The following is a 24,082-nucleotide window of genomic DNA, read 5'->3' as shown; positions in this document are numbered from 1 at the left end:
ATCCATAAAGACACTGCGGAGGTCCGTACAATGCGCGTATTCCGGATACCCATGAACCGCTGGGTGATCATCGGCTTCATCCTGGCGGTGGCGGTCGTGGCCGCGATCACGGCCTGGTCGTTCCGGTCGGGCCTGACCTGGACGGGCATCTGCCTCATCGCCGTGGCCGGTCCCCTGGCCCTGCTCTACTGGTACATGCTCCTGGTCAACCCCGCCCGCGCCGAGATCACGGCGGACGCCGACGGCCTGCTGCTCAGCGGCCCTCCTTTCCTGGATTTGGCCCTGCCCTGGAGCGACGTCGCCCGCGTCAGCCGCGCCGACCTGAAGACCGACCCCCTGCTGGCCGTCAAATCCACCAAACGCGGCATGAAGTTCGGCCAGTATCGCTGCGGAACCTTCACCCTGGTGGGCGGCGGAGAGGCCTTCGTGCTCGGCAACAGCAACGAGGCCGTGTTCGTGGACGCGGGCGAGGTGCGGCTGCTCCTGGCTCCGGACAAGCCGGACGAGCTGCTCCTGGCCGTCCAGGAGCACGCGAGCTAGCCGCCGGGCCGATTCCCCGACAGCCGCCGGACGCAAAAAGCCGCCGCACGTTGCTCGCGTGCGGCGGCTTTCGACGTTTTTGCTCCGAAGCCGTTGCGGAACGAAGCAGCGGAAACAAACGTCAGCGCGAGGCCGCTGCCTCTTCCGAGGCGGTGTTCTTGCTCCTCGTCTTTTCCGTCTCGGAGGGAGCGCCCTCCTCTTCCGGCTTCTTGACGATATCCATATAGGTGATCATCTCCTCGCCCGCCTCGTTCTCCGCGACCTTCTTCTTGATCCAGGAGAAGAGCGGCAGCCAGGGCTTGGCCTTGTGGAAGCCGTAGCGGGTGAGGATGTAGATCGGCACGAAGAGAAACCCGGTGCCCACGACGCCGAACAGGGGCAACTCGAATTCCACGCCGCGGAAGCGGAAGTCGAACCAGCCCATGGCGAAGAACGCGGGCCAGACCGAGGAGGCGAAGAGCGCGATGCCCGCGAAGAAATTGCGGCCGAACTCCTCGTTGGCGATGGAGTTGCACGCCTTGTAGCTGGCCTTGTCCTTGAAGCCCAGGGCGCGGATGGAAAGATTGTTGTGCCGGACCATTTCCCGGCGCATCTCCGCGAAGTGGTCGCGGTTGAAGAAATACACCCCGGCCATGCACAGCTCGCCGATGACCGTGGCCACCAGCGCGACCCAGAACAGGCCCAGGGCGAAGCCGGCGTATTCGTTGCCGGGCCAGCGGAAGGGCGCGATCAGCGCGGGGTCGATGAAGGAATAGAATTCGCTCAGCATCGGGCGGTTCCTCGTTTCAAGATTTCGTGCATCCTACCCTGAAGCGGACGGCAAACCAAGTCTTGCGTTTCGGCGGAATCCGGCGGAGAGGGCCTCCTCCCCGAAGAGGGCGGGGCCGCCCGGACAACCCGGACGGCCCCGCGAAGGTGACGGTATCGCCTTGCGGCGTTGGACTCGGGAGGCTTACGGCCAGATGCTGATGCCGAAGAAGCCCTTGAGGGTGTAGCGCATGCCCACGTACACGGCCAGGACGATGAAGAGGCGCTTCAGCCAGATGTCCGGGATGTACTTGGAGGTGCGCGGGCCGATCAGGGAGCCGATGACGATGCCCACCAGCTCGGCGCCGATGAGGGACCATTCCACCGGGGTGCCCTTGAGGACCATGTAGGAGGCGATGGAGTTGACCATGCCCACGAAGACCGCGGCGGCGGAGGTGCCGGCCACGAGGTACATGGGCAGTCCGGCCACGGAGGTCAGGAACGGCACCAGCAGGAAGCCGCCGCCCACGCCCAGGAAGGACGCCAGGGCCGCGATGAAGAAGCCGCCGATGACCGGGATGACCGGGTTGAAATTGAACTCGACGCCGAAGAAGGTGAACTCGCAGCTGGTGGGGGTGAACTTCTGAACCTTCACGCCCATCTCGGCCATGTTCACTTCGCCGCCCTCGCGCTGCTTCTTCACACTCTCCTGGAAAGCCTGGGCAGCGGCCTTGGCGGCCTTTTTCTTGCCCTGGCCGGCCGGGGTGGTTTCATAGAAGAGGTAGCAGCCCAGGAAGAGCACGAACAGGCCGAAGTAGCCGAGGTAGGCCTTCAGGCTGATCTTGCCCGCGGTGAGCCAGGGCACCAGCCAGGAACCGGCCACGGAACCGATGGCCAGGGCGATGCCCAGGGGCAGCACGAGGCGTCCGGCCTTCCAGTAGTTGAAGGTGGACAGACCCGCGGAGCAGCCCACCAGCCACTGGTTGGACACGCGGATGGAGTCGGTGACGACCTTGTTCAGCTTGGCGTCCTTGCCGAAGCCCTTGGCGTAGTCGCCCAGGCCGTAGATGGTGATGTGGCCGACGCCGGCCATGATGCCGCCGAACGCGCCGACCGTGGAGAAGATCCAGCCGACCCAGATCGCCCAGAGCAGGCCCCACCACCACTGCAGCTGCGGACCGCCGGGAATGCCCAGGTAGCCGGCTTCGCCGGTGACCTTGTCGGGCATGTTGGCCTGGGCCTCGGCAATGGCCTTGACCAGACGTTCGTTGGCCCACGCGGGCATGGCGAACAGGCACACGGCCAGAACGGCCAGCGCCAGAAGAAGATACAGCCTCTTGGATTTCATCCCTTCCTCCTTGGACTTGTGATGCTCTTACGGTTGTCGGCCGTGTTCCGGCCGTCCGATTCGGTTATTCCGGACGCAGGAAGGAGAGCGCGTGGGCGGTGCAGCCCGTGACGCAGGCCGGGTCGCGGCCTTCCTTGATGCGGTCCATGCAGTAGTCGCACTTGATGGCCTTGCCCCGCGCCTCGTCCAGGACGGGCACGTCCCAGGGGCAGGCCTCGATGCACTCTCCGCAGCCGATGCAAAGCTCTTCGTCGATGAACACGAGACCGTCGGACTCGCGCTTCTGCATGGCCCCGGTGGGGCAGGCGGGAACGCATTCCGGGTTCTTGCACATCAGGCAGGGCTGGTATTTGACCTTGAGCACGGGCTTGCCGTCCTTGTCTTCCAGCTCCGCGAAAAGCTTGTTCAAAGAAAGTCCCTGCGGCACCCGGTTCTTCTGCTTGCAATGAACCAGGCAGGCCATGCAGGCGATGCAGCGACTCTTGTCCAATTTGATCCTGTAAGCGGCCATTTATCACCTCGACAGGCTTTAACCGTGTGTTTCGGGCACACTTCTATAGTCCAGTCTAGAACCATATCGCCTCCCATGTGTCAATGTCGATGCGGCCTCGTTATTTTTTTCCCATTGCTTGACGACCCAAAAGAGGAGGAAATGCCCCTTGGGCCGCATTCTCACGTTATTTTTTTCACATGTCTTTTGCCTGAGCGAAACATCCTGTAAATCAAGCGAAATCGTGTCGTCTCCAAAATACCTCGAAAACGTGGATTCCCCGCGCTTTTGCTGTATAAGGAGAAGAAAGCCGCTGTTTCGGGCACAGACGGCATTCTGGAGGAAGCCATGGCGAGAAAGAAAGTTTTCAGCATTTGCGGCATGTGTTCGGTCCGCTGTCCCATCGAGGCGGAGGTCGAGGACGGTCGCTGCGTCTATATCCAGGGCAACCCCCACGCGCCGGGACTCAACGGCGCGCTCTGTCCGCGCGGTGCGGCGGGTGTGGCCCTGACCGAGGACAACGAACGTCCTCAAACCCCGCTCATCCGCGAGGGCGAACGGGGCGAAGGAAAGTGGCGCGCGGTGAGCTGGGACGAGGCCCTGGACTACGTGGCCGCCAAACTGAACGCGGTCCGCGAGAAATACGGCGACGAAGCCGTGCTCTTCTCGGACCGGGGCGGTCCCTTCCGCGACTTCTACCGGGCGTTTTTGCGCGCCATCGGTACCCCGAACTACAACAACCACGACTCCGCCTGCGCGCGCAACGTGCAGAACGCGGCCCTGTCCGTGTTCGGATTCGGACGCAAGGGCGTGGCCTACGACCTCAAGAACACCAAGCACCTCGTGGTCCAGACCAGGAACATCTTCGAGGCCGTGAACGTCGCCGAGGTCAACAACACCCTGGACGCCGTGGCCAACGGCGCCAAGATCACCAGCATCGACATCCGGGCCAGCGTGACCGCGGCCAAGGCGGACAACTTCTTCATGGTCCGCCCCGGCACCGACTACGGATTCAACCTGGCCGTCATCAACGAGCTGATCGAAGCCAAGCTCTACGACGCGGACTTTGTGAAAAAGCACTTCAACGACTTCGAAGTGCTCGCGGAGTTCGTCAAGCCCTACACCCCGGAATGGGCCGAGCAGGAAACCGGCGTGCCCGCCGAAAAGCTCCGCGCCTTCTGCCGCGAGCTTTCCGAAGCCGCCCCCGCCGTGATCTGGCATCCCGGCTGGATGACCGCCCGCTATTCCGACTCGTTCTACATGTCGCGCACCGCCTACCTGATCAACGCCCTGCTGGGCAGCATCGGGGCCAAGGGCGGACTGCCGATCATGAACAAGCCCGACGACTTCGGCCGCAAGGGCCTGAAGAGCTTCATGGAACTCTTCCCCAAGCCCAAGGCCAAGCGCGCCGACGGCGTGGGCTGGATGGAAGGCCGCACCCACTACGACGCCGGTCCCGGACTGGTGAACCTCGCCTACGAGGCCATCGTCACGGGCGAGCCGTATCCCATCAAGGCCTACATCGCCCACCGCCACGACCCCCTCATGGCCTTCCCGGACGTGGAGGACGTGAAGAAGAAGTGGGCCAACCTCGACCTGCTCGTGGCCGTGACCTTCTCCTGGTCCGACACGGCCTGGTTCGCGGACGTGGTCCTGCCCATCTCGCCCTACCTGGAGCGCGATTCGATCCTGGCCACCAAGAACGGCCTGAAGCCCTCGTTCATCATGCGCAAGCGCGTCATGGAGCCGCTCCACGACACCAAGGCCATCTGGGAAATCTACGCCATGCTGGCCAAGAAGATGGGCATCGATGAACTGGCCTACGACAAGATCGAGGACGTCTGGAACTTCCAGCTCGACGGAACCGGCGTGAGCATCGAGGACTTCGAGGCCAAGGGCTCTGTCGGCCTCGCGGACAAGCCGCTCTACCGGAACATGGACGAGTTCAAGTTCAAGACCGCCTCCGGCAAGATCGAGGTCCACTCGCCCAAGCTGGACGCGGACGGGCTGCCCTCGCTCCCGCCCTACAAGTCCCCGGAACGCCCGCCCCAGGGCCGCTACCGCATCGCCTTCGGACGCTGCGCTCTGCACACCCAGGGCCATACGGTCAACAACCCGCTGCTGCACGAGCGCATGCCGGAGAACCTGCTCTGGATCAACACGACCGAAGCCGAAAAGCTCGGCATCGCGGACGGCGACTACGTGGAAGTGGGCAGCAACGGACACAGGGGCCGCATCAAGGCCTTCGTGACCCCGTTCATCCATCCCGAATGCGTCTTCATGATCCACGGATTCGGACATACCCTGCCCTGCGAGAGCCGCGCGCGCGGCAAGGGCGTCGCCGACAACCAGCTCATGCCCAAGGGCATCGGCAAGTACGACAAGGCCGGCGGAGCCATCTCCATGCAGGAGCACTTCATCGAGGTGCGCAAGGTCTAGCTCTCTCCCCGCGGCTGTTCTGCGACAGCCCGCGAACCCCTTCGGGCCGATCCGGCAGCTCTCCGGATCGGCCCCCTTTTTTTGCGATCCTTTCCTTATCGGCTCCTTTTTTGCGGCCCCATTCCTTTGCCGCAGCGCGCCGAGTGCCAAACCGAGGTACAGTAAAAGGCCGTTGCCCCGCCCCGGAGCATCTCCTAGACATAATCATGTCTTTTTGAGCATAATCAATCCGGATCACCGGGCACGGACGGTCCCACACCCCGCCGGAGAACGCATGGACCACGACGACCAGAACAGAACCGCCGCAACGGGACGGCAGCGCCCATCCAGCCGCAACGCCGTGATCCGCATGCATCTCTGGCTCGAATCGCCGGACGGCGTGCTCTTCGGCATGGGACGGCTGCTGCTCCTGCGCGAGATCAGGAACAGCGGCTCCCTGACCGCCGCGGCGGCCAACCTGGGCATGTCCTACCGGGGCGCCTGGGGCAAGATCAAGAAGACAGAGGAACTGCTCGGCGAGCAGCTCATTGAAAGAAATGGCTGCCGCCGTTCCGGGTATCGGCTCACGCCGTTCGGAGAAACGCTTTCCGCACGCTTCGAGGAATGGTTCCGCGCCGTGGAGAGTTTCGCCTTCCAAAAAAGCTGCGATATCCTGCCGATAAAGACGCAACCATTCTCCGGGCGGAAGTAGTCCGGCTTCCAACATGTTAAATATAACATGTTGAAATAAAAGAATTTTATTGTATCCTGGCCTCCAGTATCGACCCTGTCTATCCATACGGCCCGCAAATCGCTGACGGGCCAAGCAAAGGAGGCCATTGATGCAATGTAATCGGAGGAGTTTCCTCAAGCTGGCCGGAGCCGGGGCTGCCGGCTTCGGGCTGGTCCAGCTCGGCGTGGACCTCACGCCGGTGGAGGCGTATGCCGCCGATCTCAAGATCGACGGCGCCAAGGAAATCTTCACGGTCTGCCCGTTCTGCTCGGTGAGCTGCAACGCCATCGGCTACGTGAAGGACGGCAAGCTGGTGAACACCGAAGGCGACCCGGACTACCCCGTCAACGAGGGATCGCTCTGCGCCAAGGGCGCGGCCATGTTCACCATGACCACCAGCCACCATCGCGTGAAGAAGCCGCTCTACCGCGCGCCCTTCAGCGACAAGTGGGAAGAGAAGAGCTGGGAGTGGACCCTGGAGCGCATCGCAAGGCGCGTCAAGGACACCCGCGACAAGGATCTGATCCTCAAGAACGAAAAGGGCGACACGGTCAACCGCCTCGAATCCATGTTCCTCCTCGGAACGTCCCACGCGGACAACGAGGAATGCGCGCTCGCCCACCAGGCCATGCGCGGCCTGGGCGTCGTCCACATGGACCACCAGGCTCGTATTTGACACAGCGCCACTGTTGCGGCTCTGGGAGAGTCGTTCGGACGCGGCGCGATGACGAATCACTGGATCGACATCAAGAATGCCGATGCCATCCTGATCATGGGCAGCAATGCTGCCGAGCACCATCCAATCTCTTTCAAGTGGGTTCTGCGCGCCAAGGACAAGGGCGCAGTGGTCATGCACGTGGACCCGAAGTTCTCGCGGACCTCGGCCCGCTCGGATTTCCACGTTCCCCTGCGCTCCGGCACGGACATCGCCTTTCTCGGCGGCATGATCCACCACATCCTCGAAACCGAGTCCTACTTCAAGAAGTACGTGGCCGAATACACCAACGCGGCCCTGGTCGTGGGCAAGGGCTACGACTTCAAGGACGGCCTGTTCTCGGGGTATGACCCCAAGACCCGGCTCTACGACAAGAGCAAGTGGGAGTTCGAGATGGACGCGGACGGCGTGCCCGTGCGCGACGCCAGCCTGAAGAATCCCCGCTGCGTGTTCCAGCTGATGAAGAAGCACTACTCGCGCTACACCCTGGCGGACGTCTCCGCCACCACGGGCGTATCCGAGAAGAACCTCAGGCGCGTGTACGAAGCCTTCGCGGCCACGGGCAAGGCGGACAAGGCCGGAACCATCATGTACGCCCTGGGCTGGACCCAGCACACCGTGGGCGTGCAGAACATCCGTTCCGCAGCCATCATCCAGCTCCTGCTCGGCAACATCGGCGTGGCCGGCGGCGGCATCAACGCGCTGCGCGGCGAGCCCAACGTCCAGGGCTCCACGGACCACACCCTGCTCTACCACATCATCCCCGGATACATGGCCATGCCGCACAACGGCTGGCAGACCTTCGAGGACTACAACAAGGCCAACACCCCGGTCAGCCACGACCCGCTCTCGGCCAACTGGTGGCAAAACAAGCCCAAGTACTTCGCCAGCCTGCTCAAGGCTTGGTTCGGCGAGAACGCCACCAAGGACAACGGCTTCTGCTACGAGCTGCTGCCCAAGATCGAAAAGGGCGAGGACTATTCCTATATGTTCCTCTTCGACCGCATGTATCAGGGCAAGATCAAGGGCGGCATCATCATCGGACTGAACCCCATGAACTCGGTGCCGAACTCGAACAAGATCCGCAAGGCCCTGGACAACCTGGACTGGCTCGTGACCGCGGAACTGCACCACTCCGAGACCACGGACAACTGGCGCCGACCCGGCGTGGACCCGAAAAAGGTCAAGACCGAGGTATTCCTGCTGCCTTCGGCCCACCGCCTGGAGAAGGAAGGCTCCGTGACCAACTCCGGCCGCTGGCTGCTCTGGCACTACCAGGCCATCAAGCCGCAGTTCGAGGCCCGCAACTTCGGCCAGATGTTCGTGGACATCGTCAACAACGTCCGCGGCCTGTACAAGAAGGAAGGCGGAACCCTGCCCGAAGCCGTGCTCAAGCTCGACTGGCCCGCGACCTACGACCCGGACGACGTCTGCAAGCGCATCAACGGCCACTTCACCAAGGACACCATGGTGAAGGACAAGCTCTACAAGGCCGGACAGCAGGTGCCCTCGTTCACGGCGCTGGCGGACGACGGCTCCACCGCCAGCCTGAACTGGCTCTACGCGGGCAGCTACACCGAGGAAGACGGGAACAAGTCCAAGCGCCGCAGCGCGGAGCAGACCGAAATGCAGGCCAACATCGGGCTCTACCCGAACTGGTCCTGGTCCTGGCCCGTCAACCGCCGCATCCTCTACAACCGCGCCTCCGTGGACGAAAACGGCAAGCCGTACAACCCGGCCAAGGCCGTCATCGAATGGAAGGACGGCAAGTGGGTCGGCGACGTGCCCGACGGCGGCTGGCCGCCCCTGTCCACGGGCAAGGGCAGAAACCCCTTCATCATGTCCAAGCACGGCTACGGCCAGGTCTTCGGGCCGGGACGCCAGGACGGACCGTTCTCCGAACACTACGAGCCCGTCGAGACTCCGGTGGACAGCAACCTGTTCTCGAAGCAGCTCAGCAGCCCGTGCTACAAGTCCGTGAACAGCGACATGGACCTGCTCGCGGCTCCGGCGGACCCGCGCTACCCCATCGTGCTCACGACCTACAACGTCACGGAGCACTGGTGCGGCGGCGGCGAAACCCGCAACGTGCCCAACCTCCTGGAAACCGAGCCCCAGCTCTACGTGGAACTGAGCCCGGAACTGGCCGAGGAAAAGGGCATCAAGAACGGCGAAGGCGTGATCATCGAGAGCATCCGCGGCCGCGTGGAAGCCTTCGCCATGGTCACGGTGCGCATGCGTCCCCTCAAGGTGCACGGCAGGATCATTCACGAAATCGGCATGCCTTTCTGTTTCGGATGGACCACCCCCGGTACGGGCGACTCGACCAACAGGCTCACGCCCTCGGTCGGCGACCCGAACACCACCATCCCGGAATACAAGGCCTGCTGCGTGAACATCCGCAAGGCCGACAAGCTCACCGAGCTTGCAAGCTAACGTGTGACCCGGGCGGGCATTGCCCGCCCGGTCCAGAAAGGAGACCACCATGCCGAAGTCGTTTCTGATCGACACCTCGCGCTGCACGGCGTGCCGGGGTTGCCAGGTCGCCTGCAAGGAATGGAACGAGCTGCCCGCCAACAAGACCACCCAGTCCGGTTGGGGGAGCCACCAGAACCCGCAGGATCTCAACCCCTTCAACTATAAGCTCGTGCGCTTCAGCGAGCACCTGGACGGCGAAGTGATCCGCTGGAACTTCTTCCCGGACCAGTGCCGCCACTGCGTGTCCCCGCCCTGCAAGCAGGTCGGCGACATGACCGTGGAAAACGCCATCGTCCAGGACAAGAAGACCGGCGCCGTGATCTTTACGGACAAGACCAGGAAGTACAGCGCATCGGACTTCGAGGACATCCGCGACGCCTGCCCCTACAACATTCCGCGCCGCAACGCGGAAACCGGGCTGATCTCTAAGTGCACCATGTGCAACGAGCGCGTGCTCAAGGGCATGCTGCCCGCCTGCGTCAAGGCCTGTCCCACCGGGACCATGAACTTCGGGGAGCGCGCGGACATGCTGAAGCTCGCAGAAGAGCGGCTGGCCACGGTGAAGCAGAGCTTCCCCCAGGCCATGCTCGCGGACCCGGAAGACGTGAACGTGATCTTCCTGCTCATCGACGAACCCAAGAACTACCACGACTACGCCGTGGCCGCGCTCACGCCGGTGCGGCCCCTGGACCGCAAGGAGTTCCTGGCCGCGCTGGGCAGACCCTTCAAGCGGATCGCCGACAGACTGGCCTAGGCCGGACTGTCGAAACCCTGCCGGGCGCGGCCCTTGCGGCCGCGCCCCCAGGGGACGCGCATCGGAAAGCAGGCTCGCCCGAAAATCCCTTCTTTCGGCATTTGCGCGGCCTTCAGCGCCCGGAGCGGCCGCTTTCAGGTGTCAAACCTCGCCTAAATGAGCGCCTATTGCGCCTCGCCAGCTTGTGGCATACTCATAATCATGCCGGAATAGGCATAATAACCAGGCCTTGCCGCGCCCTCTCGGCGCAAGGCCCGAACGGATCCGGCCCGGCTGCTCCGCCGGACAATCCGGACCGGACCGCGCAAGCAGCTCCGGTCGCGTCCGAGGGAACGCACCAGATTCAGGGGACTTCCCCTGCAACCCGACCAGAAACAGGAAGGATCGAGATGCCCCGCCCGTTCACCACCGCCTCCGTCGAAGCCAGCCTTGAAACGCTGCGCAAGGACCGCCCTGCCTACGCCGAAATCATCGACCTCTTCGGACCGCTGCTGCGCACCCGCGAAAAAATCGCGTCCGAGTTCGCGGCCGCCTGCTCCGCTCCCCCGGACCACACGGCCACGGCCAGAAAGCAGGGAGTGCATCTGCTCGCCGGCAACAACCTGCGCTCCTGGAGTTCTCTGCTGGAACGGGCTGCGGACGAACTGTTCCCCGTGCTCGGCAAGCTCCTCAACGTATCGGACCTGGCCGGGGTCGTGCGCGGCCATCTGGCCAAGGAAGATTCCGATCTGACCAAGATGGCGCTGCTGCGCCTGGAAGGGGACGAGGAATCCATGCGCCGCGCGGCCAAAGCCATGAACCTGCCTGTTCCTTCCCTCGGCTTCGTGCTGGAAAACATCCTCGCTCCGGTGCTTTCCGCCGTGGCAGCCCACGTGGAGGAAGGTTCGGGCTGGGGCGACTGGACCCAGTCCGTATGCCCGGTCTGCGGCTCCCTGCCCGCCTTCGCCTACCTCTCCCTGCGCGAACCCGCGCACACCGATCAGCTCGTCAGCGGAGGCGGCCGCAAATACCTGCATTGCGGCCTTTGCGGCCACGACTGGCGCGTGCGCCGCGACGCCTGCCCCAGTTGCGGCACGGCCGAAACGGAGAAGCGCGAGCTGCTTTTCGCCGAGGATGCCCCGCGCGAACGCATTGAGGCCTGCCACTACTGCAAGAGCTACAGCCTCTGCATCGACCTGCGCGAGTATGACACTCCGCCCGCGCTGGACACCGTGCCCCTCGGACTCCTGCACCTCGACATCCTGGCCCAGGGCAAGTCGCTTCGCCCCCTGGCCGGGAACACCTGGAACACCTTGAGATAAGCGGCCCGGAAGCATATCGGCCCGAAAACCGTCCGCACCCGCCGAGGAAGGCCATGAGCACGAAAAACACCACGGCTCCGCAAGCAACCGTATCGGAAACAGGGCGGGCGGTCCCTTCGTCGTCCCCCAAGCCGCGCACGGAATTCCGCGTCCTGCACCGCTACGAGGACGGTCGCCTCTCCGTCGTCCAGGACAACGTCGGCGTGGAAGAGGAAATCGAAATTTGCGTGTCCGGGCACGAATCCATCCTGCTCAGCCGCACTCCGGGACAGGATATGCAGCTTGTCGTGGGCTCGCTGTTCACACGCGGACTGATCCGCAAGCCTGAAGATATTGATGCGCTCAACTTTTCGGAGTATGGTTCGCGAACCAGAGCCCAGGCCGCGATCAAGCCTCAGGAACCTTGCAGGCTTTCGCTTGTCGCCGCCGCGACGCCGGGCATGGAGGCGGGCGAGCAGGAGATGGGCCTGGGAGCGGAACGGATTTTCCGGCTGCGCGAGGCCTTCGAGGCCCGGCAGCGCATCTACCGCGTCACCGGCGCCATGCACGGAGCGGCCCTGTTCGACGGCCAGGGAGACATGCTTGCCTTTGCCGAGGACATCGGACGGCACAACGCCTTCGACAAGGTCATCGGCGAGGCCTTGCTGCGCGGCGCGCTCCACCGGACGGAAATCGCGCTGCTCTCCTCCCGCCTGGCGCTGGAGCTGACCATGAAGGCCGCCGTGGCCGGGATCACGGTCCTGGCCGGACTCTCCGTGGCCACCTGCTCCTCCGTGGAACTGGCCGCGGCCAGGGGCATAACCCTCATCGGCAGGCTGCGCAGCCGCGGCATGAACATCTACACGCACCCCTGGCGCCTCGCGTCGCTGGCAAACCAATCCTCCAACCAAGCATCGGAACCAACGCATGAACATCGGACCGTACACCTTCGAGGAATTTAAGCAGAAAGCGAAAGATTTTCACGGCTATCCAGCTCCGGGGCTGCTCATCGGCGGCTACATGGTCGAAGCCGCGCGCAGCCTCTTGCCCAAGGACATCCTGTTCGAAGCAGTGGTCGAGACGGGCAAATGCCTGCCCGACGCAGTCCAGATCCTGACGCCCCTCTCCACGGGCAACAGCTGGATGAAGGTCGTCAACCTCGGACGCTACGCGCTTTCGCTCTACGACAAATACACCGGCGAAGGCCACCGCGTTTTCGTGGATACGGCCCTGCTGGAAGACTGGCCGGAAATCAAGGCCTGGTTCCTGAAGCTCAAGCCCAAGAAGGAACAGGACTCGGACCGGCTTTTCGCCGAAATCGAGGCAGCCGGACACACCATCTGCTCCACGCACCCCGTGACCATTCCCAAACGGTTCATGCACAAGCACGGCATGCGCGAAATCCGCGTCTGTCCGGGCTGCAACGAGGCCTACCCCGCCAGCGACGGCGGCATCTGCCGCGGCTGCCAGGGCGAAGCCCCGTATCTCGGCTCCTGGCAGGAGCCCGGCGGGGACGGCGACGACCGCACCCTGCCGCCCCTGCGGGCCATTCCCGTGGAAGAGGCCGTGGGCAAGACCGCCCTGCACGACATGACCCGCATCGAGCCCGGCAAGTCCAAGGGGCCGGAATTCAAGGCCGGACAGACCTTCGGCGTGGGCGACCTCTGCCGCCTGCACCAGATGGGCCGCAGCCGCGTCTTCGTGGCCGAGGACGCCCTGCCCGGCGAGGACTGGGTCCACGAAAACGACGCGGTGCTCGCCTTTGCCAGACGCATGGCCGGAAAGGGCGTGACCTTCGACGACGCGCCAAGCGAGGGCAAGCTGAATTTCACGGCCGCATACAGGGGCCTGCTCTCGCTCAACCGCGAGGCCCTGCTGGCCTTCAACCTCGTGCCGGACGTGATGTGCACCTCGCGCCGAGGCGACATGCTCGTGGAAGAGGGCAAGGGATTCGCCGCCTGCCGGGCCATCCCGCTCTACATTTCCCGCCAGAACCTGAACCGCGCCCTGGCCGTGCTCGGCGAGCGCCCGCTCTTCGAGGTTCTGCCCCTGCGCGACCTGGCCATCGGCGTGCTCGTCACCGGAACCGAAGTCTTCAAGGGGCTGATCCAGGACAAGTTCGAGCCGGTGATCCGCTCCAAGGCCGAAGCCCTCGGCGCGAGGGTCACGGCCGCGCGCATCACCCCGGACGACAGGGCCGCCATCACCGCCGGAGTGCGCGAACTGCTGGACGAAGGCTGCGACATGATCGTGACCACGGCAGGGCTTTCCGTGGACCCGGACGACGTGACCCGCGCAGGCCTGGTGGACGCCGGCCTGACGGACATGTTCTACGGCATGCCCGTGCTGCCCGGCGCCATGACCCTGGTGGGCAGGCTGCAACGCGAAGGAAGCGGCGTGCCCGTGCTGGGCGTGCCCGCCTGCGCGCTGTTCCACAAGACCACCAGCCTGGACCTGCTCCTGCCGCGCCTTTTGGCCGGGCAGGAACTGACCCGCCGCGACCTCGCGGATCTGGCCGAAGGCGGCTACTGCCTGGGCTGCAAGACCTGCACCTTCCCCAAGTGCCCCTTCGGCAAGTAGGGGCCTGACCGCCGTCACTGCGGCGGAATCCGACGACTCAGGGGCAGGGCCCGCCGCACCGATGCGGCGCCCTGCCCTTTTCTGCGTCCGGCGACCTCTCCGCCATGAGTGCATTCGCGAGTGCTGCGGCGGAAAAGCAATCCCGCGTTTTCCGTGGCCCGCGCTGGGCACGAAAAAGCCGGCGCGGACGCCGGCTTTTTCGTGTTGTCGCACTCGCAAGAAATGCGCTCAGGCTATTTCGCGCACGACCTTGAGGATCGCATCGTAATCAGGCTCGTTGGTCACCTCGGGCACGAGATGCACGAGACGGATCACGCCCTGCTTGTCGATCACGAAAACGCAGCGCGCGAGCAGGCGCAGTTCCTTGAGCAGCACGCCCCAGGCCGTGCCGAAGGAGGCGTCCTTGTGGTCCGAGAGGGTCACGACGTTGTCCGCCCCGGCAGCCCCGCACCAGCGCTTCTGGGCGAAGGGCAGGTCCATGCTCACGGTCAGCACGGTGACGCCGTCGCCGAGGCTCCCGGCCTCCTTGTTGAACCGCCGGGTCTCCATGTCGCATACGGGCGTATCCAGCGAGGGCACGCTGGAGATGATCAGGGTCTTGCCCTTGTAATCCGCCAGGGTCTTGGGGGCGAGGTCGTTGTCGAGCAGGGTGAAATCCGGGGCCTTTTCCCCTGCCTTGAGTTCCGTTCCCACCAGGGTCAGCGGGTTGCCGTGAATGGTCACTATGCCTTGTCTTTCCTGCATGGCTGTTCTCCTTGGTTATGAATGGAAAAGGAATGATAATCTTTTCTGGATTTTTGTACAGCCCGCAGCGCTCCGACCTGACCCAAAACGCAAAAAAAAGCGGAGCCCGAAGGCTCCGCTCACGAAAGCGAGGTTTGGCGAAACTCAGCTGTTCCGGGACATTCTGCGGAAGCCCAGCAGGCTGATCAATCCGCCGCCGAGCAGCCAGACCGCTGCGGGCAGCGGAGTCGCCGTGTAGGTCAGGCGGACGAACATGCCGTCGGAACTCGGCGAGCCGGGGTACGCGTCAAAGCCGATCCACCTGGCGTCGCCGGAAATGCCCGCAATGGAACCGCTGTTGGCCGTGTACCAGATGCTGTCGCCGCTGGCTCCGGTGAGCCACGCGCCGCTGTTCAGGGCGTATTCCGTGGCGGACTGCCACGCGCCGGGAGTCTTGCCGCCGACGTCGAGGGCCACTTCCCAGGAGGCCGAGGTCACGGCGCTGCCGAACAGCCCGGAAACGTCCGCCAGGAAGGCCATGGGGTTGTTGCCGCCCGTGCCGGGCGCGCCGCCGTAGTTCTGCACCCGCCAGACCAGCTGGTAGGTGCTGCCCTTGGCCATGTTGAAGCTCAGGGACGCGGCGTTCTTCCAATCGCCGTAAGCGCCTTCGTCCACGAAGCCGGGAACCGAAGCGGCCGCGCCGCCGTCCACGCTGAAGGTGAAGTCGGTCAGGGCGTTGTCGGCCGTATAGGTGATGCTGAACGGCGTGGCGAAAGACGCCGCGGCCCAAAGGACCATCACCGCTGTACTGGCAAGAATAATCAGCTTTCTCATAGGATTCCCCCCTTGTCCTGTCGAAGACGGTACTGCTCCGACGATGTGAGCATACACTTCTTTATAGAAATAGCAAGTCAATCAGACAAAGGTAGTATTTCGAAACAAAATTCTCCGGCGTTCTTCATCGCCTCGACATGGCACGCAAAACGCGGTGCCCGGCCAAAGAAGTCAGCGAAGTTCGTCGAAAAGCTTCAAAATCGCATCGTCGAGCCGCTGGATCTGCTCGGAGGAAACGGCCTTGCCGCAGATGATGTAGCGGAGGTTGCCCGGGGGGATGTCCGGCATGTCGACGAGAACGAACAGCGCTGGATCCAATCCCGCCGATCGCGCCAGCGATTCCAGCTCTTCCGGAGCCTGGAGAAGGTAGTCCACGCGCCCCAGCGCGAGCATTTGCAGCCGCTGCGCCTCGCTGCCCGTGATGCGCACGACGGAAGGCCCGGTTTCCCGGATCATCTCGTCCACTTCGTTTCCTTCGGAGTGGCCGTCGATCAGCCCGATGCGCATGCTGCGGTCTTTCAGAAGCGCGCGCAGGCTTCCCGGATGGCGGATGCGGGAGCCGTTGGAGCCGAGCGCGACCACGGCCAACGGGCGGCCCCGATAGATGGGACGGGTGTAGCGCGCGTAGCTCCGGCGCTCCGGAGTGGAAAACCAGCCCAGGGAGCAGAGCCGCTCCCCGGAGCGGATGAGCTCCAGGATGCGCTGGGCGGGCATGGATTGAAACCGGGGCGACACTCCGGCCTCCCGGAAGATCCTCTCCCCGCGAAACAGCAGAAAACCGTCGGGCGAGCCGTCCGGTGCGGTATAGTAGTAGGGCGGATACTCGATGTAGGCCACGTCGAGCGCGGCGTCCCCGGCCCGAGCGGCTGCCGGGCAGCAGGAGCAGACGACCAGCAGGAGCAGCAACGTTTTCCCGATCCTCATTTCCATGCCCCCATTTACCGCTCTCCCCGGTCTCATCCGCGCTTGTCGAAGCGTCCCGACGCCACCATGACCACGCTGCCGGAAACCCGAACCGCCCAGCCGTCCCCGCGCTTGTCCGCGACGACGCGCAGCTCGCTCGGCCGATGGGCGAAACGACCTTGCCGCAGGGTGAATTCCCTGCCGGGCGCAATCCGGCCATGCGCCGCGAGATAGGCCCCCACGGGTCCGGCCGCGCTGCCCGTGGCCACGTCCTCCACCAGGCCCGCGTTGTCCCAGGTGCGCCCTTCCAGCCCTGCCGCGTCCAGCACGTAGGCGAACTTCGCGCCGATCTTCGCGAGCAGTTCCTCGAAATGCTCATGCGCCTGGCGAATTCGCTCCAACCCGCCGGAAACAGGCAGGATCAGGTACGGCAGGCCCGTGGAGACGACCTGCGCAGGCAGGCCCGGAGCCAGATCCGCGTGGCCGATGTTCATGGCCTTCAGAAAGGGAGCCGCCTGTTCCGGCGTCAGGGGGGGGGCGATTTCCGCCACGCCCTGATCCATCTCCGCCTCGAAGGCGTCGCCGTTCCTGCGGGTGATCACGGGCACGCTTTTGACGTTCAGCTCCAGGGTCCAGTCCTGCTCGTCCGGGCCGCCGAGGCGGGCGTGCAGGGCGCAGGCCGCGCCGAGCACGGGATGCCCGGCGAAATCCAGCTCCTCTTCCATGGTGAAGAGCCGCGCCCGGACGTTCCGGGGGCCGCTGCCCGGCATGAGGAAGATGGACTCGAACTGGCGCATCTCGCGCGTCAGGGCCTGCATGGTTTCGCTGCTCAGTTCCGCGCAGTCGAAGAACACGGCCAAGCCGTTTCCGGAAAGCGGTCCCACGGCGAACACGTCCGCCAGTCGATATTCCAGGCCGGAAATTTCATCGGCCAGCATGTGCACTCCTTCGGTCCTTGGCCTGGTGGCGGGCTTCAGGCGCTGCGCTCCGTCCAGGCTTGATCCTTGAAATTCGCGGCGCGCATGAGGCGATTGCGCCCGCTCCGCTTGGCTTCGTACAAGGCCCCGTCCGCAAGGGCGAAGAGCTCCTCCCCCTTGCGCTCCGAGGGAGTCGCGGCATGGCCTTCCGGAAAATCGTCCGGGAACGTGGCGCAGCCCAGGCTCACGGTCAGGGGCACGCAAACGCCTCCCGCGTCCACCGGGCCTTTGCAGACCGAGCGCCGGATGCGCTCCCCGGCGGCCACGGCACTTTCCGCCTCGGTGTCCGGCAGGAGCACGGCGAATTCCTCGCCGCCGATGCGCGCCAGCAGGTCGCCCTCGCGCAGACTCTGGCGGCAATATTCCGCGAACATCCTCAGCGCGGCGTCTCCGGCGGGATGCCCCCAGGTGTCGTTGATGCGCTTGAAATGGTCCAGGTCCATGACCAGCATGGAAAGAGGCCGCCCTTCCTCCGCCGCACGCGCGAAGCAGTAGTCCAGCTCTTCCATGAAGGTGCGCCGGTTGTTGGTTCCCGTGAGGGGATCCGTCACCGCCTGCCTGCGCAGATGCCGCTCCGTGCGCTTGCGGTGGCGGATGTCCACGGCGATGCCGGACAGTTGCAGCGGCCTCGAATCGCTGTCCAGGACGACTTCGCCGATCAGCTCCACCCAGCGGTAGTTGCCGTCGCTCATGCGCACGCGCAGGTCGCAGCGCAACGGTCCCTTCCCGTCGCGCATGGCCCCGCGTATGGATTCCAGAAGCCCGGCCCGGTCGGCGGGATGCACTTCGCGCAAGGCCCCGCGCATGGTGAAGTAGCAGCCTTCCGGCCCCACGCCCTTGCGCCCCGCCAGCTCGCCCGAACACCACATCCGGCCGCGGCGCAGGTCAATGGCCCAGGCCGCGCTGTCCGTCAGCTTGCGCAGGATGTTGAACTGCTTCACGCGGGCGCTGAGGCGGCTGCGGACGATGGCCCCGGAGATCAGGCTGGCCGCCGTGCGCAAGAGGGCGACCTCGGTTTCGGACCACTCGTACTCGCGCTCGCAGTCGTCGAACCCCAGGATGCCCCACCACTCGCCGTCCACCATGATCGGCAAGGTCAGCATGGAGAGGATGTTCTGCTTGCGCTGGTTGGCGCGCAGCCAGCAGCGGGGCAGCGCGTTCGTCATCACGACCTGGTGCTCGCCGCGCAACCGGCTTTGGATCAATTCGTCGTATTCGGGGTTATTGCGCTCGGTGCGGAACATGCTGAACATGGCCATGCCGAGCTGGACGTGGCGCGGATGCGAGGCCCACTCGAAGACGTAGTCCTGGACGATGTAGTTGTCCCGCAGCTCGATCTTCTGGAAAATCCAGACGCGGCTCACTCCCGTGACCTTGCCGAGCCCCGCCAGCAGGGTGTTCACCCCGTCGGGCCAGCCCTGCTCCGAGAGCAGCTCCTCGGCGCCGGAGGCCACGGCGTTGAGCAGTTCTGCGGAGGATATGCGTTGGTGCGTGGCGCTGGGCATCGGCTCTCTGCGGTATGTGGTTTGGAGCGGATAGGCGGGTCTATTTTTAGCCCAGTGCCGAAGCGGGGTCAAATGACCGACGGCGCTGAAAACCTTCCGGAAGGCGGCCTTCCCGGTCGCAGGCGCGGCATCGCCTTGTCCATGCCGTCATTTTCCATCGAAAACGGAACGGAACGCCTCGCAAAACGCCCGCATGGCCGGAAGCTGGACAAGACTGACCCGTATCCATCCCGGAAAACGAAACCCCGTCATGGTCCGGACCATGACCCCGTGCTTCATCAGCCTGCGGTAGAGCAGCGTGTCCGGCATGGGGGTGCGGACCATGATGTAGTTGCCCTCGCCGCTGACGTATTCGAAGCCCAGGTCGTCGAAACAGGCTTCGAGCAGGGCGCGGGCCTCGGCCACCATGCGCCGCGTGGCCGCGATGTGCCCGGCGTCGTCCTCCAGGGCGGCCGCGGCCGCGGCCTGGGCCAGGGCGTTCACGGAATAGACGATGTGCGCGCGCCGGACCATGTCCACCACTTCGGCCGAACCGCAGAGATAGCCCACGCGCAGCGCGGCCAGGGCGTACATCTTGGAAAAGGTCCGGAAGACGACCACGTTGGGGTGCCGCTCCAGGAGGTCCATGCCGTCGGGAAAATCGGGACGGTCCACGTACTCGAAGTAGGCTTCGTCCACGACCACCACGGCCCGGCCCGCGACCCGCTCCAGAAAGTCCTCCATGGTCGCCCGGTCCCAATAGGTTCCCGTGGGGTTGTTCGGGTTGCAGACGAAAAGGATCTTGGTCCGCTCGTCCATGGCCGCCAGCATGGCTTCGGAGTCGAAGCCGTAGCCGCGCAGAGGGATCAGCCGGGCCTCGTATCCGGAGAATTCCGCGACCCATTCATAGACCGCGAAGGTCCGGTCCGCCGTGACGATGTTGTCGCCCTCCTCGCAGAAGGCCTTGATCACGCTGGAGATGACCTCGCAGGAGCCGTTGCCCACGAGAAATTGGTCCGGATGCTTTCCGAATTTGCGGGCCAGGGCCGCGCGCAGGTAGTGGCAATCTCCGTTGGGATAGACCGGAGCCAGGTCCGAGGGAAAGCCCGCCACCACGGCCGCGGGGCCGGGAGCAGGCCCCAGGGCGTTCTCGTTGTTGTTCAGGCGGTGCAGATGCTCGACGCCGTAGGCGCGCATCAGCTCCGGGTCCGGCTTGCTCGGATAATACGGCTCGAAGCGCTGGATATGGGCCGGGACAAGCCGCTCAAGCGAGAAGTTCGTCATATTGCAACACGGCCACGTCGGCCTGCCCGGCGTGGGGCAGCACGAGGCGGGCTTGGAATCCGCAGTTCAGGAGTGGTCCGGCCAGGGCCGCGCGCCAGCCGGAAGCCAGGTCCAGGTGAACGAAGATGTTGCGCAGCCCCTCGCCGCTGAGGGCATGCACGTGCCGCCGCAGGTTCTCGGCGGCGTCCTTGCCGTCGAGCATGGGCGTGAGCACGGCCTCGGAAATGTCGCGGCGCAGACGCGCGGCGAAGACGGAACGCTCCGGCCTGCGCCCTTCGGGCTCCTCCACCTCGCGGATCTCGCGCATGAGCACGAGGTCGCCATAGGCGTGTTCCAGGAAATGGCGCATGGACGGGTGCGCCCAGACCACGCCGCCCGTGTCCTCGCGCAGGTGGCGGTACCAGGCAGTGCGCTCCAGGCAGGCGCCGTCCGCGCCGCAGGCCGGAACGATCGCCAGCCGCTCGAACTCCTCTTCGGGCAGGTCCGAGGAAGCGATCTCGCTGAACACGCCCAGGGCGCTGCTGCGCGCCACGCGGCGGATCATCTCCCGCGTCAGCGGGCCGGCCGCCTCCCTGTCCGGGGTGAAATCGTACGGCCCGAAAAAGGCCACGCTCTGCGACGAGGGCCGGTGCCAGAAGAGCACGCCGCAAAGCCCGCCCGCCTCGTCCGCGGACACGGCGCATTCCAGCGTCCCGCCCGCGACCATGTCCGCGACCTTGCCCGGCGTGCGCAGCCAGGAGGCCAGCTCATGGTCGGGATAGAGGCCCAGGGCCTGGACGCAGGCCGCGCGCAGCAGGCTCGGCTCCGGGTCCGGGACCATGCGCGCGGCTCCTTGCGGCTCGCGGCGCGCCGCCCCGTCCGGAGCGGCCTCGGCATAGGGCCTGTCCAGCCGCAGCCGCAGCCGGATCAGCCTTCCTTCCGCGGCGATGCTGAAGGAATCCGTCAGCCGGGAGGCGAGCAAAAGGCCCATGCCTTCCATGAAATCCCCGGAATCCGGACCGCCCGTGACGTTCAGGGCCGAAAGGTCCGCCGCGTCCGCGCGAAAGAGAAATTCCACGGCCACGCCCGTGCTTTCCGGCAAGAGGCGCATTTCCAGCCGCTCGTCCGGTGCGGCCAGAGCCAGATGCGCGACGACCTCCTCCACGGCCATGGTCAGGACCAGGGCCTTTTCCTGCGGCAGCCCCAGCGCCTTGGCCCCGTTCTCGGCCACGGCCTGGGCCGTGGGAATCCATTGCGCCGAAGCGTTCAGCGTCAGGACCGCCGCGGCCTGCTCTTCCGCTCCCGCCGAGGGAGTTCGCGCGTCCGCTCGCATCACGTCGCCTCCTGGAGTTTCGTCCGGCCTGTTTCGCCCTGGCCGAGAACCGAACCCAGCCGGTTCACGAGCCAGGCGCTGCGCTCAAACAGGCCCGAATTCCGGTGCAGCAGGGCCTTGTCCTGGAAGCCGAGTCCCTGTTCCGCGTCGAGATACTGCTTGCGGACCTTCTCGACCATGCCGCCGCTGTCCGAGGTCAGCGCCGCGAGCAGGGCCAGTTCCTCGGGTTCGCCTCCGGCCAGGGCGTCCGCCGTCTGCATGAGCAGGAACTCCTGGCTTTCGAGCAGGACCGAAGCGAAGCGCCGCAGCGGCTCGGACGCCCCCGGCCCCGCGGATTCGGCCACGGCCCGGCAAAACGCCGTGACGTTCTCCTCCAGGGCCACCACCAGTTCGTGCAGGTTCAGCAGCGCCAGCAGCCGGGCGCTGGCCGTTTCGTCGAGGTCGCGTCCGGAAATGCCGCCCAGGGTATGCCCGATCTCCTTGCTGATGGCCTCGAAGGCCGCATGGTAGGAAGCCAGGGATTCGGCGCGGGACGCCTCGGGCATGGCCGCGCCGCCGTCCAGCCCGGCCTTGTGCCGCGCGCGGGCGACATACGCGGGCAGGCGCTCCACCAGCCGCATCTGCTCCTTTTCCACCAGGAGCAGCGCCGCTTCGGGCACGTCCAGGGTATGGTCCTTGATGAACCGGATCTGGGCCAGGGACTCCTCGCTGGTGGGCGGCCAGAAGCGCTCCAGCACGCGCACCAGCGGCGCGTAGAGAAACTGGCTGACCACGGGCACGGTGAAGTTGAAAAGGACCACGAGGTAGGCGACCTGCTGGTCGAGCACCGGGCTGAGCGAGGTCACGCCCGCGATGACCAGGGGAACGCGGAAAACCGTTTCCGCGTAGAAGAGCGCGACCATGAGCAGCGTGCCCAGAACGTTGAACACGGCCTGGGCCATGACCAGCTGCTTGGAGGTGCCGCGCAGGCCCGCGGCGAGGATCCAGGTCACGACGCTGGAGCCGATATGCACGCCGTACACGAGCATGAAGGACTGCTCCACCGTGAACAGGCCGGACTTGGTCATGGTCATGGCGATGAGGATCACGCCCAGGGCCGTCTGGGTGATCACCGTCATGACCGCGCCCAGAGCGAAGGCCAGCAGGGTCGAGCCGTGGGACGAGGCCAGCACCTCGCGCACCCAGGGCATTTCGGCCAGGGGCGAGGCGCCCTGCTTGATGAGCTGGAGCCCGAAAAAAAGCATGCCCACGCCGAACAGGGCGCGGGCCAGAAAACGCAGGGCGTAGGGTTTCTCGAAGGCCACGCTCACGCCGGAGACGAAGAGCAGCAGGAACACCAGATAGCGGATGTCCATGACCGCCACGATGACCAGCAGGGAGCAGCCCGCGTTGGCCCAGAAGACCACGGGCAGGGCGTTGCGCACGCGCATCAGCCCGCTGGCCGAAAGCCCGGCCACGATGAACGCGGCCACGGACGTGCTCTGGGTGATCATCCCCGAAGCCAGCCCCAGCAGGGCGGACTGCCAGTCCCTGCTCGTGAATCGTGCGAAGAGCATGCGCAGCCTGCGCGTGGTCATCATCTTCAGGTTGCTTCCGAGCATGGTCGCGCCCACGAAGAAAATGCCGATGCCCCCCAGCAGCGGACCCGTTATTTCCGTCAGCATACTGTCCCCGTCATTGCGGATGCGGAACGGCGTCCCGCGACGTCCCGTTCAGATGTTGAAGCAGGCGGTGAGCACGTTGGCGTCCTGCTTGCGCGCGTAGCCGATGCGGTCGGACATCTGCACGGCAAGCAGGATGCCCAGCCCGCCGATGGGCCGCTCGTCCACGTCGGCGCTGGTGTCGGGAGCCTCCTTGGCCAGCGGGTCGAAGGGAGCGCCCCAGTCGCGGAGAACCACGCAGAAGCGGCGCTGCTCCCCGGCGGCTCCCTCGGTGCGGCATTCCAGCTCCGCGTCGCCCTCCCCGTCGCCGTAGGCATAGTGAAAGACGTTGACCAGCAGCTCCTCCAGCACGAGCTGGAGCTTGCCGCCGAGAGCCGGAGGCGCGCCGAGCGCGTCCGCCTGTTCCAGGGCGAAGCCCAGGAAGGCTTCGAGATTGGCCATCTCGGCCTGAAGACGCAGGGTTTCGGCCATGCGCGGCTAGGCCTTGGTCGCGTCCGCTGCGGTGTCGAAGATCTTGAACATGGCCGCGAAGCCGGAAACCGTGAACACGTCGTTGACCATGCCGCTCAGGCCGCAGAAGCGGATTTCGCCCTGGGAGCCCCGGAGCTTCTTGGCCGCGGAAAGAATGCTGCGCAGGCCCGCGGAGCTGATGTAGTCCACGCCGCCCATGTCCGCCACGATCTTGGCGTCCCCGGCATCCATGCACTGGCAGCACTGCTTCTCGAACTCCCCGGCGGTCAGCGCGTCCATGCGTCCGGCAACGCTCAGCACAACGTAATCGCCCAGCTTCTCGCTCTTGAACTCCATATCCATCTCCTTGA

Annotated in this window: 21 protein-coding genes; 8 read left to right on the top strand and 13 right to left on the bottom strand. The window is 65.1% G+C overall.

The window, feature by feature from the left end; all coding sequences use genetic code 11:
* Positions 1 to 30 precede the first annotated feature (30 nt).
* Entirely contained in the window at positions 31 to 540 is a 510-nt protein-coding gene (locus tag G452_RS0100670) for a hypothetical protein (protein ID WP_022660333.1), read from the top strand.
* Between the two features lie 121 nt (positions 541 to 661).
* Here G452_RS0100670 and G452_RS17460 read toward each other — a convergent pair whose 3' ends face one another.
* From G452_RS17460 to G452_RS0100655, 3 genes are all read right to left on the bottom strand, one after another.
* Positions 662 to 1,309, bottom strand: coding sequence for a hypothetical protein (locus G452_RS17460; protein ID WP_022660332.1), 648 nt, complete (start codon positions 1,307 to 1,309; stop codon positions 662 to 664).
* 183 nt (positions 1,310 to 1,492) lie between these two features.
* Positions 1,493 to 2,635 carry a sulfite exporter TauE/SafE family protein gene (locus G452_RS0100660; RefSeq protein WP_022660331.1) on the bottom strand — a complete coding sequence of 381 codons (1,143 nt, stop codon included), beginning with the start codon at positions 2,633 to 2,635 and terminating at the stop codon, positions 1,493 to 1,495.
* A 64-nt stretch (positions 2,636 to 2,699) separates the two neighbouring features.
* Positions 2,700 to 3,146, bottom strand: coding sequence for a 4Fe-4S dicluster domain-containing protein (locus tag G452_RS0100655; protein ID WP_022660330.1), 447 nt, complete (start codon positions 3,144 to 3,146; stop codon positions 2,700 to 2,702).
* A gap of 327 nt (positions 3,147 to 3,473) precedes the next feature.
* On the opposite strand from G452_RS0100655, the gene G452_RS0100650 reads away from it, so the two are divergent.
* The 7 genes from G452_RS0100650 (at position 3,474) to G452_RS0100615 (ending at position 14,083) form a co-directional block, all read left to right on the top strand.
* Positions 3,474 to 5,564: a molybdopterin-dependent oxidoreductase gene (locus G452_RS0100650; RefSeq protein WP_027188900.1), complete on the top strand. Its 2,091-nt coding sequence runs from the start codon at positions 3,474 to 3,476 to the stop codon at positions 5,562 to 5,564.
* 274 nt (positions 5,565 to 5,838) lie between these two features.
* Complete coding sequence (locus G452_RS0100645; RefSeq protein ID WP_022660328.1) at positions 5,839 to 6,255, top strand: winged helix-turn-helix domain-containing protein; 417 nt, start codon at positions 5,839 to 5,841, stop codon at positions 6,253 to 6,255.
* A 130-nt stretch (positions 6,256 to 6,385) separates the two neighbouring features.
* On the top strand, positions 6,386 to 9,427 hold the full coding sequence (gene fdnG, locus G452_RS0100635; RefSeq protein ID WP_081650407.1) for a formate dehydrogenase-N subunit alpha: 3,042 nt from the start codon (positions 6,386 to 6,388) through the stop codon (positions 9,425 to 9,427).
* A 49-nt stretch (positions 9,428 to 9,476) separates the two neighbouring features.
* Positions 9,477 to 10,223, top strand: a complete 747-nt coding sequence (locus G452_RS0100630) for a 4Fe-4S dicluster domain-containing protein (protein WP_022660327.1) — start codon at positions 9,477 to 9,479, stop codon at positions 10,221 to 10,223.
* A gap of 389 nt (positions 10,224 to 10,612) precedes the next feature.
* On the top strand, positions 10,613 to 11,524 hold the full coding sequence (locus G452_RS0100625) for a formate dehydrogenase accessory protein FdhE (protein WP_022660326.1): 912 nt from the start codon (positions 10,613 to 10,615) through the stop codon (positions 11,522 to 11,524).
* Between the two features lie 53 nt (positions 11,525 to 11,577).
* Positions 11,578 to 12,465, top strand: coding sequence for a formate dehydrogenase accessory sulfurtransferase FdhD (locus G452_RS17455; protein WP_022660325.1), 888 nt, complete (start codon positions 11,578 to 11,580; stop codon positions 12,463 to 12,465).
* Positions 12,431 to 14,083 carry an FmdE family protein gene (locus tag G452_RS0100615; RefSeq protein ID WP_022660324.1) on the top strand — a complete coding sequence of 551 codons (1,653 nt, stop codon included), beginning with the start codon at positions 12,431 to 12,433 and terminating at the stop codon, positions 14,081 to 14,083. Before G452_RS17455 ends, G452_RS0100615 begins: the two co-directional genes overlap by 35 nt.
* 228 nt (positions 14,084 to 14,311) lie before the next feature.
* Here G452_RS0100615 and tpx read toward each other — a convergent pair whose 3' ends face one another.
* The 10 genes from tpx to G452_RS0100565 form a co-directional block, all read right to left on the bottom strand.
* Positions 14,312 to 14,827, bottom strand: a complete 516-nt coding sequence (gene tpx / locus G452_RS0100610) for a thiol peroxidase (RefSeq protein ID WP_022660323.1) — start codon at positions 14,825 to 14,827, stop codon at positions 14,312 to 14,314.
* Positions 14,828 to 14,971: 144 nt separating this feature from the next.
* On the bottom strand, positions 14,972 to 15,640 hold the full coding sequence (locus G452_RS0100605) for a hypothetical protein (protein ID WP_155887441.1): 669 nt from the start codon (positions 15,638 to 15,640) through the stop codon (positions 14,972 to 14,974).
* 171 nt (positions 15,641 to 15,811) lie between these two features.
* Positions 15,812 to 16,564 (bottom strand): substrate-binding periplasmic protein, encoded by a 753-nt coding sequence (locus G452_RS0100600; protein WP_162141257.1) that lies wholly within the window; start codon positions 16,562 to 16,564, stop codon positions 15,812 to 15,814.
* A 32-nt stretch (positions 16,565 to 16,596) separates the two neighbouring features.
* A complete protein-coding gene (locus G452_RS0100595) occupies positions 16,597 to 17,481 on the bottom strand; it encodes a PhzF family phenazine biosynthesis protein (protein WP_022660320.1) in 885 nt (294 codons plus the stop codon).
* A gap of 35 nt (positions 17,482 to 17,516) precedes the next feature.
* Positions 17,517 to 19,025, bottom strand: a complete 1,509-nt coding sequence (locus G452_RS17450) for a sensor domain-containing diguanylate cyclase (protein WP_022660319.1) — start codon at positions 19,023 to 19,025, stop codon at positions 17,517 to 17,519.
* Between the two features lie 147 nt (positions 19,026 to 19,172).
* Positions 19,173 to 20,288 carry a histidinol-phosphate transaminase gene (gene hisC / locus G452_RS0100585; RefSeq protein WP_022660318.1) on the bottom strand — a complete coding sequence of 372 codons (1,116 nt, stop codon included), beginning with the start codon at positions 20,286 to 20,288 and terminating at the stop codon, positions 19,173 to 19,175.
* Entirely contained in the window at positions 20,269 to 21,603 is a 1,335-nt protein-coding gene (locus tag G452_RS17445; protein ID WP_155887439.1) for an ATP-binding protein, read from the bottom strand. The genes hisC and G452_RS17445 overlap by 20 nt, the downstream gene beginning before the upstream one ends.
* Positions 21,600 to 23,264, bottom strand: coding sequence for a Na/Pi cotransporter family protein (locus G452_RS0100575; protein WP_022660316.1), 1,665 nt, complete (start codon positions 23,262 to 23,264; stop codon positions 21,600 to 21,602). Before G452_RS0100575 ends, G452_RS17445 begins: the two co-directional genes overlap by 4 nt.
* A gap of 48 nt (positions 23,265 to 23,312) precedes the next feature.
* On the bottom strand, positions 23,313 to 23,732 hold the full coding sequence (locus G452_RS0100570) for an ATP-binding protein (RefSeq protein ID WP_022660315.1): 420 nt from the start codon (positions 23,730 to 23,732) through the stop codon (positions 23,313 to 23,315).
* Positions 23,733 to 23,738: 6 nt separating this feature from the next.
* Positions 23,739 to 24,068 (bottom strand): STAS domain-containing protein, encoded by a 330-nt coding sequence (locus G452_RS0100565; RefSeq protein ID WP_022660314.1) that lies wholly within the window; start codon positions 24,066 to 24,068, stop codon positions 23,739 to 23,741.
* Positions 24,069 to 24,082: the final 14 nt, after the last annotated feature.

This window comes from Paucidesulfovibrio longus DSM 6739, from assembly GCF_000420485.1.
Classification (GTDB): domain Bacteria; phylum Desulfobacterota; class Desulfovibrionia; order Desulfovibrionales; family Desulfovibrionaceae; genus Paucidesulfovibrio; species Paucidesulfovibrio longus.
Note: the sequence above shows the minus strand (reverse complement) of the source record. Positions and strands in the feature narration are given on the sequence as shown.

Coding starts and splice junctions, on each gene's coding strand:
- G452_RS0100670 (WP_022660333.1), top strand. CDS start 31: ATGCGCGTATTCCGGATACCCATGAACCGCTGGGTGATCATCGGCTTC.
- G452_RS17460 (WP_022660332.1), bottom strand. CDS start 1,309: ATGCTGAGCGAATTCTATTCCTTCATCGACCCCGCGCTGATCGCGCCC.
- G452_RS0100660 (WP_022660331.1), bottom strand. CDS start 2,635: ATGAAATCCAAGAGGCTGTATCTTCTTCTGGCGCTGGCCGTTCTGGCC.
- G452_RS0100655 (WP_022660330.1), bottom strand. CDS start 3,146: ATGGCCGCTTACAGGATCAAATTGGACAAGAGTCGCTGCATCGCCTGC.
- G452_RS0100650 (WP_027188900.1), top strand. CDS start 3,474: ATGGCGAGAAAGAAAGTTTTCAGCATTTGCGGCATGTGTTCGGTCCGC.
- G452_RS0100645 (WP_022660328.1), top strand. CDS start 5,839: ATGGACCACGACGACCAGAACAGAACCGCCGCAACGGGACGGCAGCGC.
- G452_RS0100630 (WP_022660327.1), top strand. CDS start 9,477: ATGCCGAAGTCGTTTCTGATCGACACCTCGCGCTGCACGGCGTGCCGG.
- G452_RS0100625 (WP_022660326.1), top strand. CDS start 10,613: ATGCCCCGCCCGTTCACCACCGCCTCCGTCGAAGCCAGCCTTGAAACG.
- G452_RS17455 (WP_022660325.1), top strand. CDS start 11,578: ATGAGCACGAAAAACACCACGGCTCCGCAAGCAACCGTATCGGAAACA.
- G452_RS0100615 (WP_022660324.1), top strand. CDS start 12,431: ATGAACATCGGACCGTACACCTTCGAGGAATTTAAGCAGAAAGCGAAA.
- tpx (WP_022660323.1), bottom strand. CDS start 14,827: ATGCAGGAAAGACAAGGCATAGTGACCATTCACGGCAACCCGCTGACC.
- G452_RS0100605 (WP_155887441.1), bottom strand. CDS start 15,640: ATGAGAAAGCTGATTATTCTTGCCAGTACAGCGGTGATGGTCCTTTGG.
- G452_RS0100600 (WP_162141257.1), bottom strand. CDS start 16,564: ATGAGGATCGGGAAAACGTTGCTGCTCCTGCTGGTCGTCTGCTCCTGC.
- G452_RS0100595 (WP_022660320.1), bottom strand. CDS start 17,481: ATGCTGGCCGATGAAATTTCCGGCCTGGAATATCGACTGGCGGACGTG.
- G452_RS17450 (WP_022660319.1), bottom strand. CDS start 19,025: ATGCCCAGCGCCACGCACCAACGCATATCCTCCGCAGAACTGCTCAAC.
- hisC (WP_022660318.1), bottom strand. CDS start 20,288: ATGACGAACTTCTCGCTTGAGCGGCTTGTCCCGGCCCATATCCAGCGC.
- G452_RS0100575 (WP_022660316.1), bottom strand. CDS start 23,264: ATGCTGACGGAAATAACGGGTCCGCTGCTGGGGGGCATCGGCATTTTC.
- G452_RS0100570 (WP_022660315.1), bottom strand. CDS start 23,732: ATGGCCGAAACCCTGCGTCTTCAGGCCGAGATGGCCAATCTCGAAGCC.
- G452_RS0100565 (WP_022660314.1), bottom strand. CDS start 24,068: ATGGAGTTCAAGAGCGAGAAGCTGGGCGATTACGTTGTGCTGAGCGTT.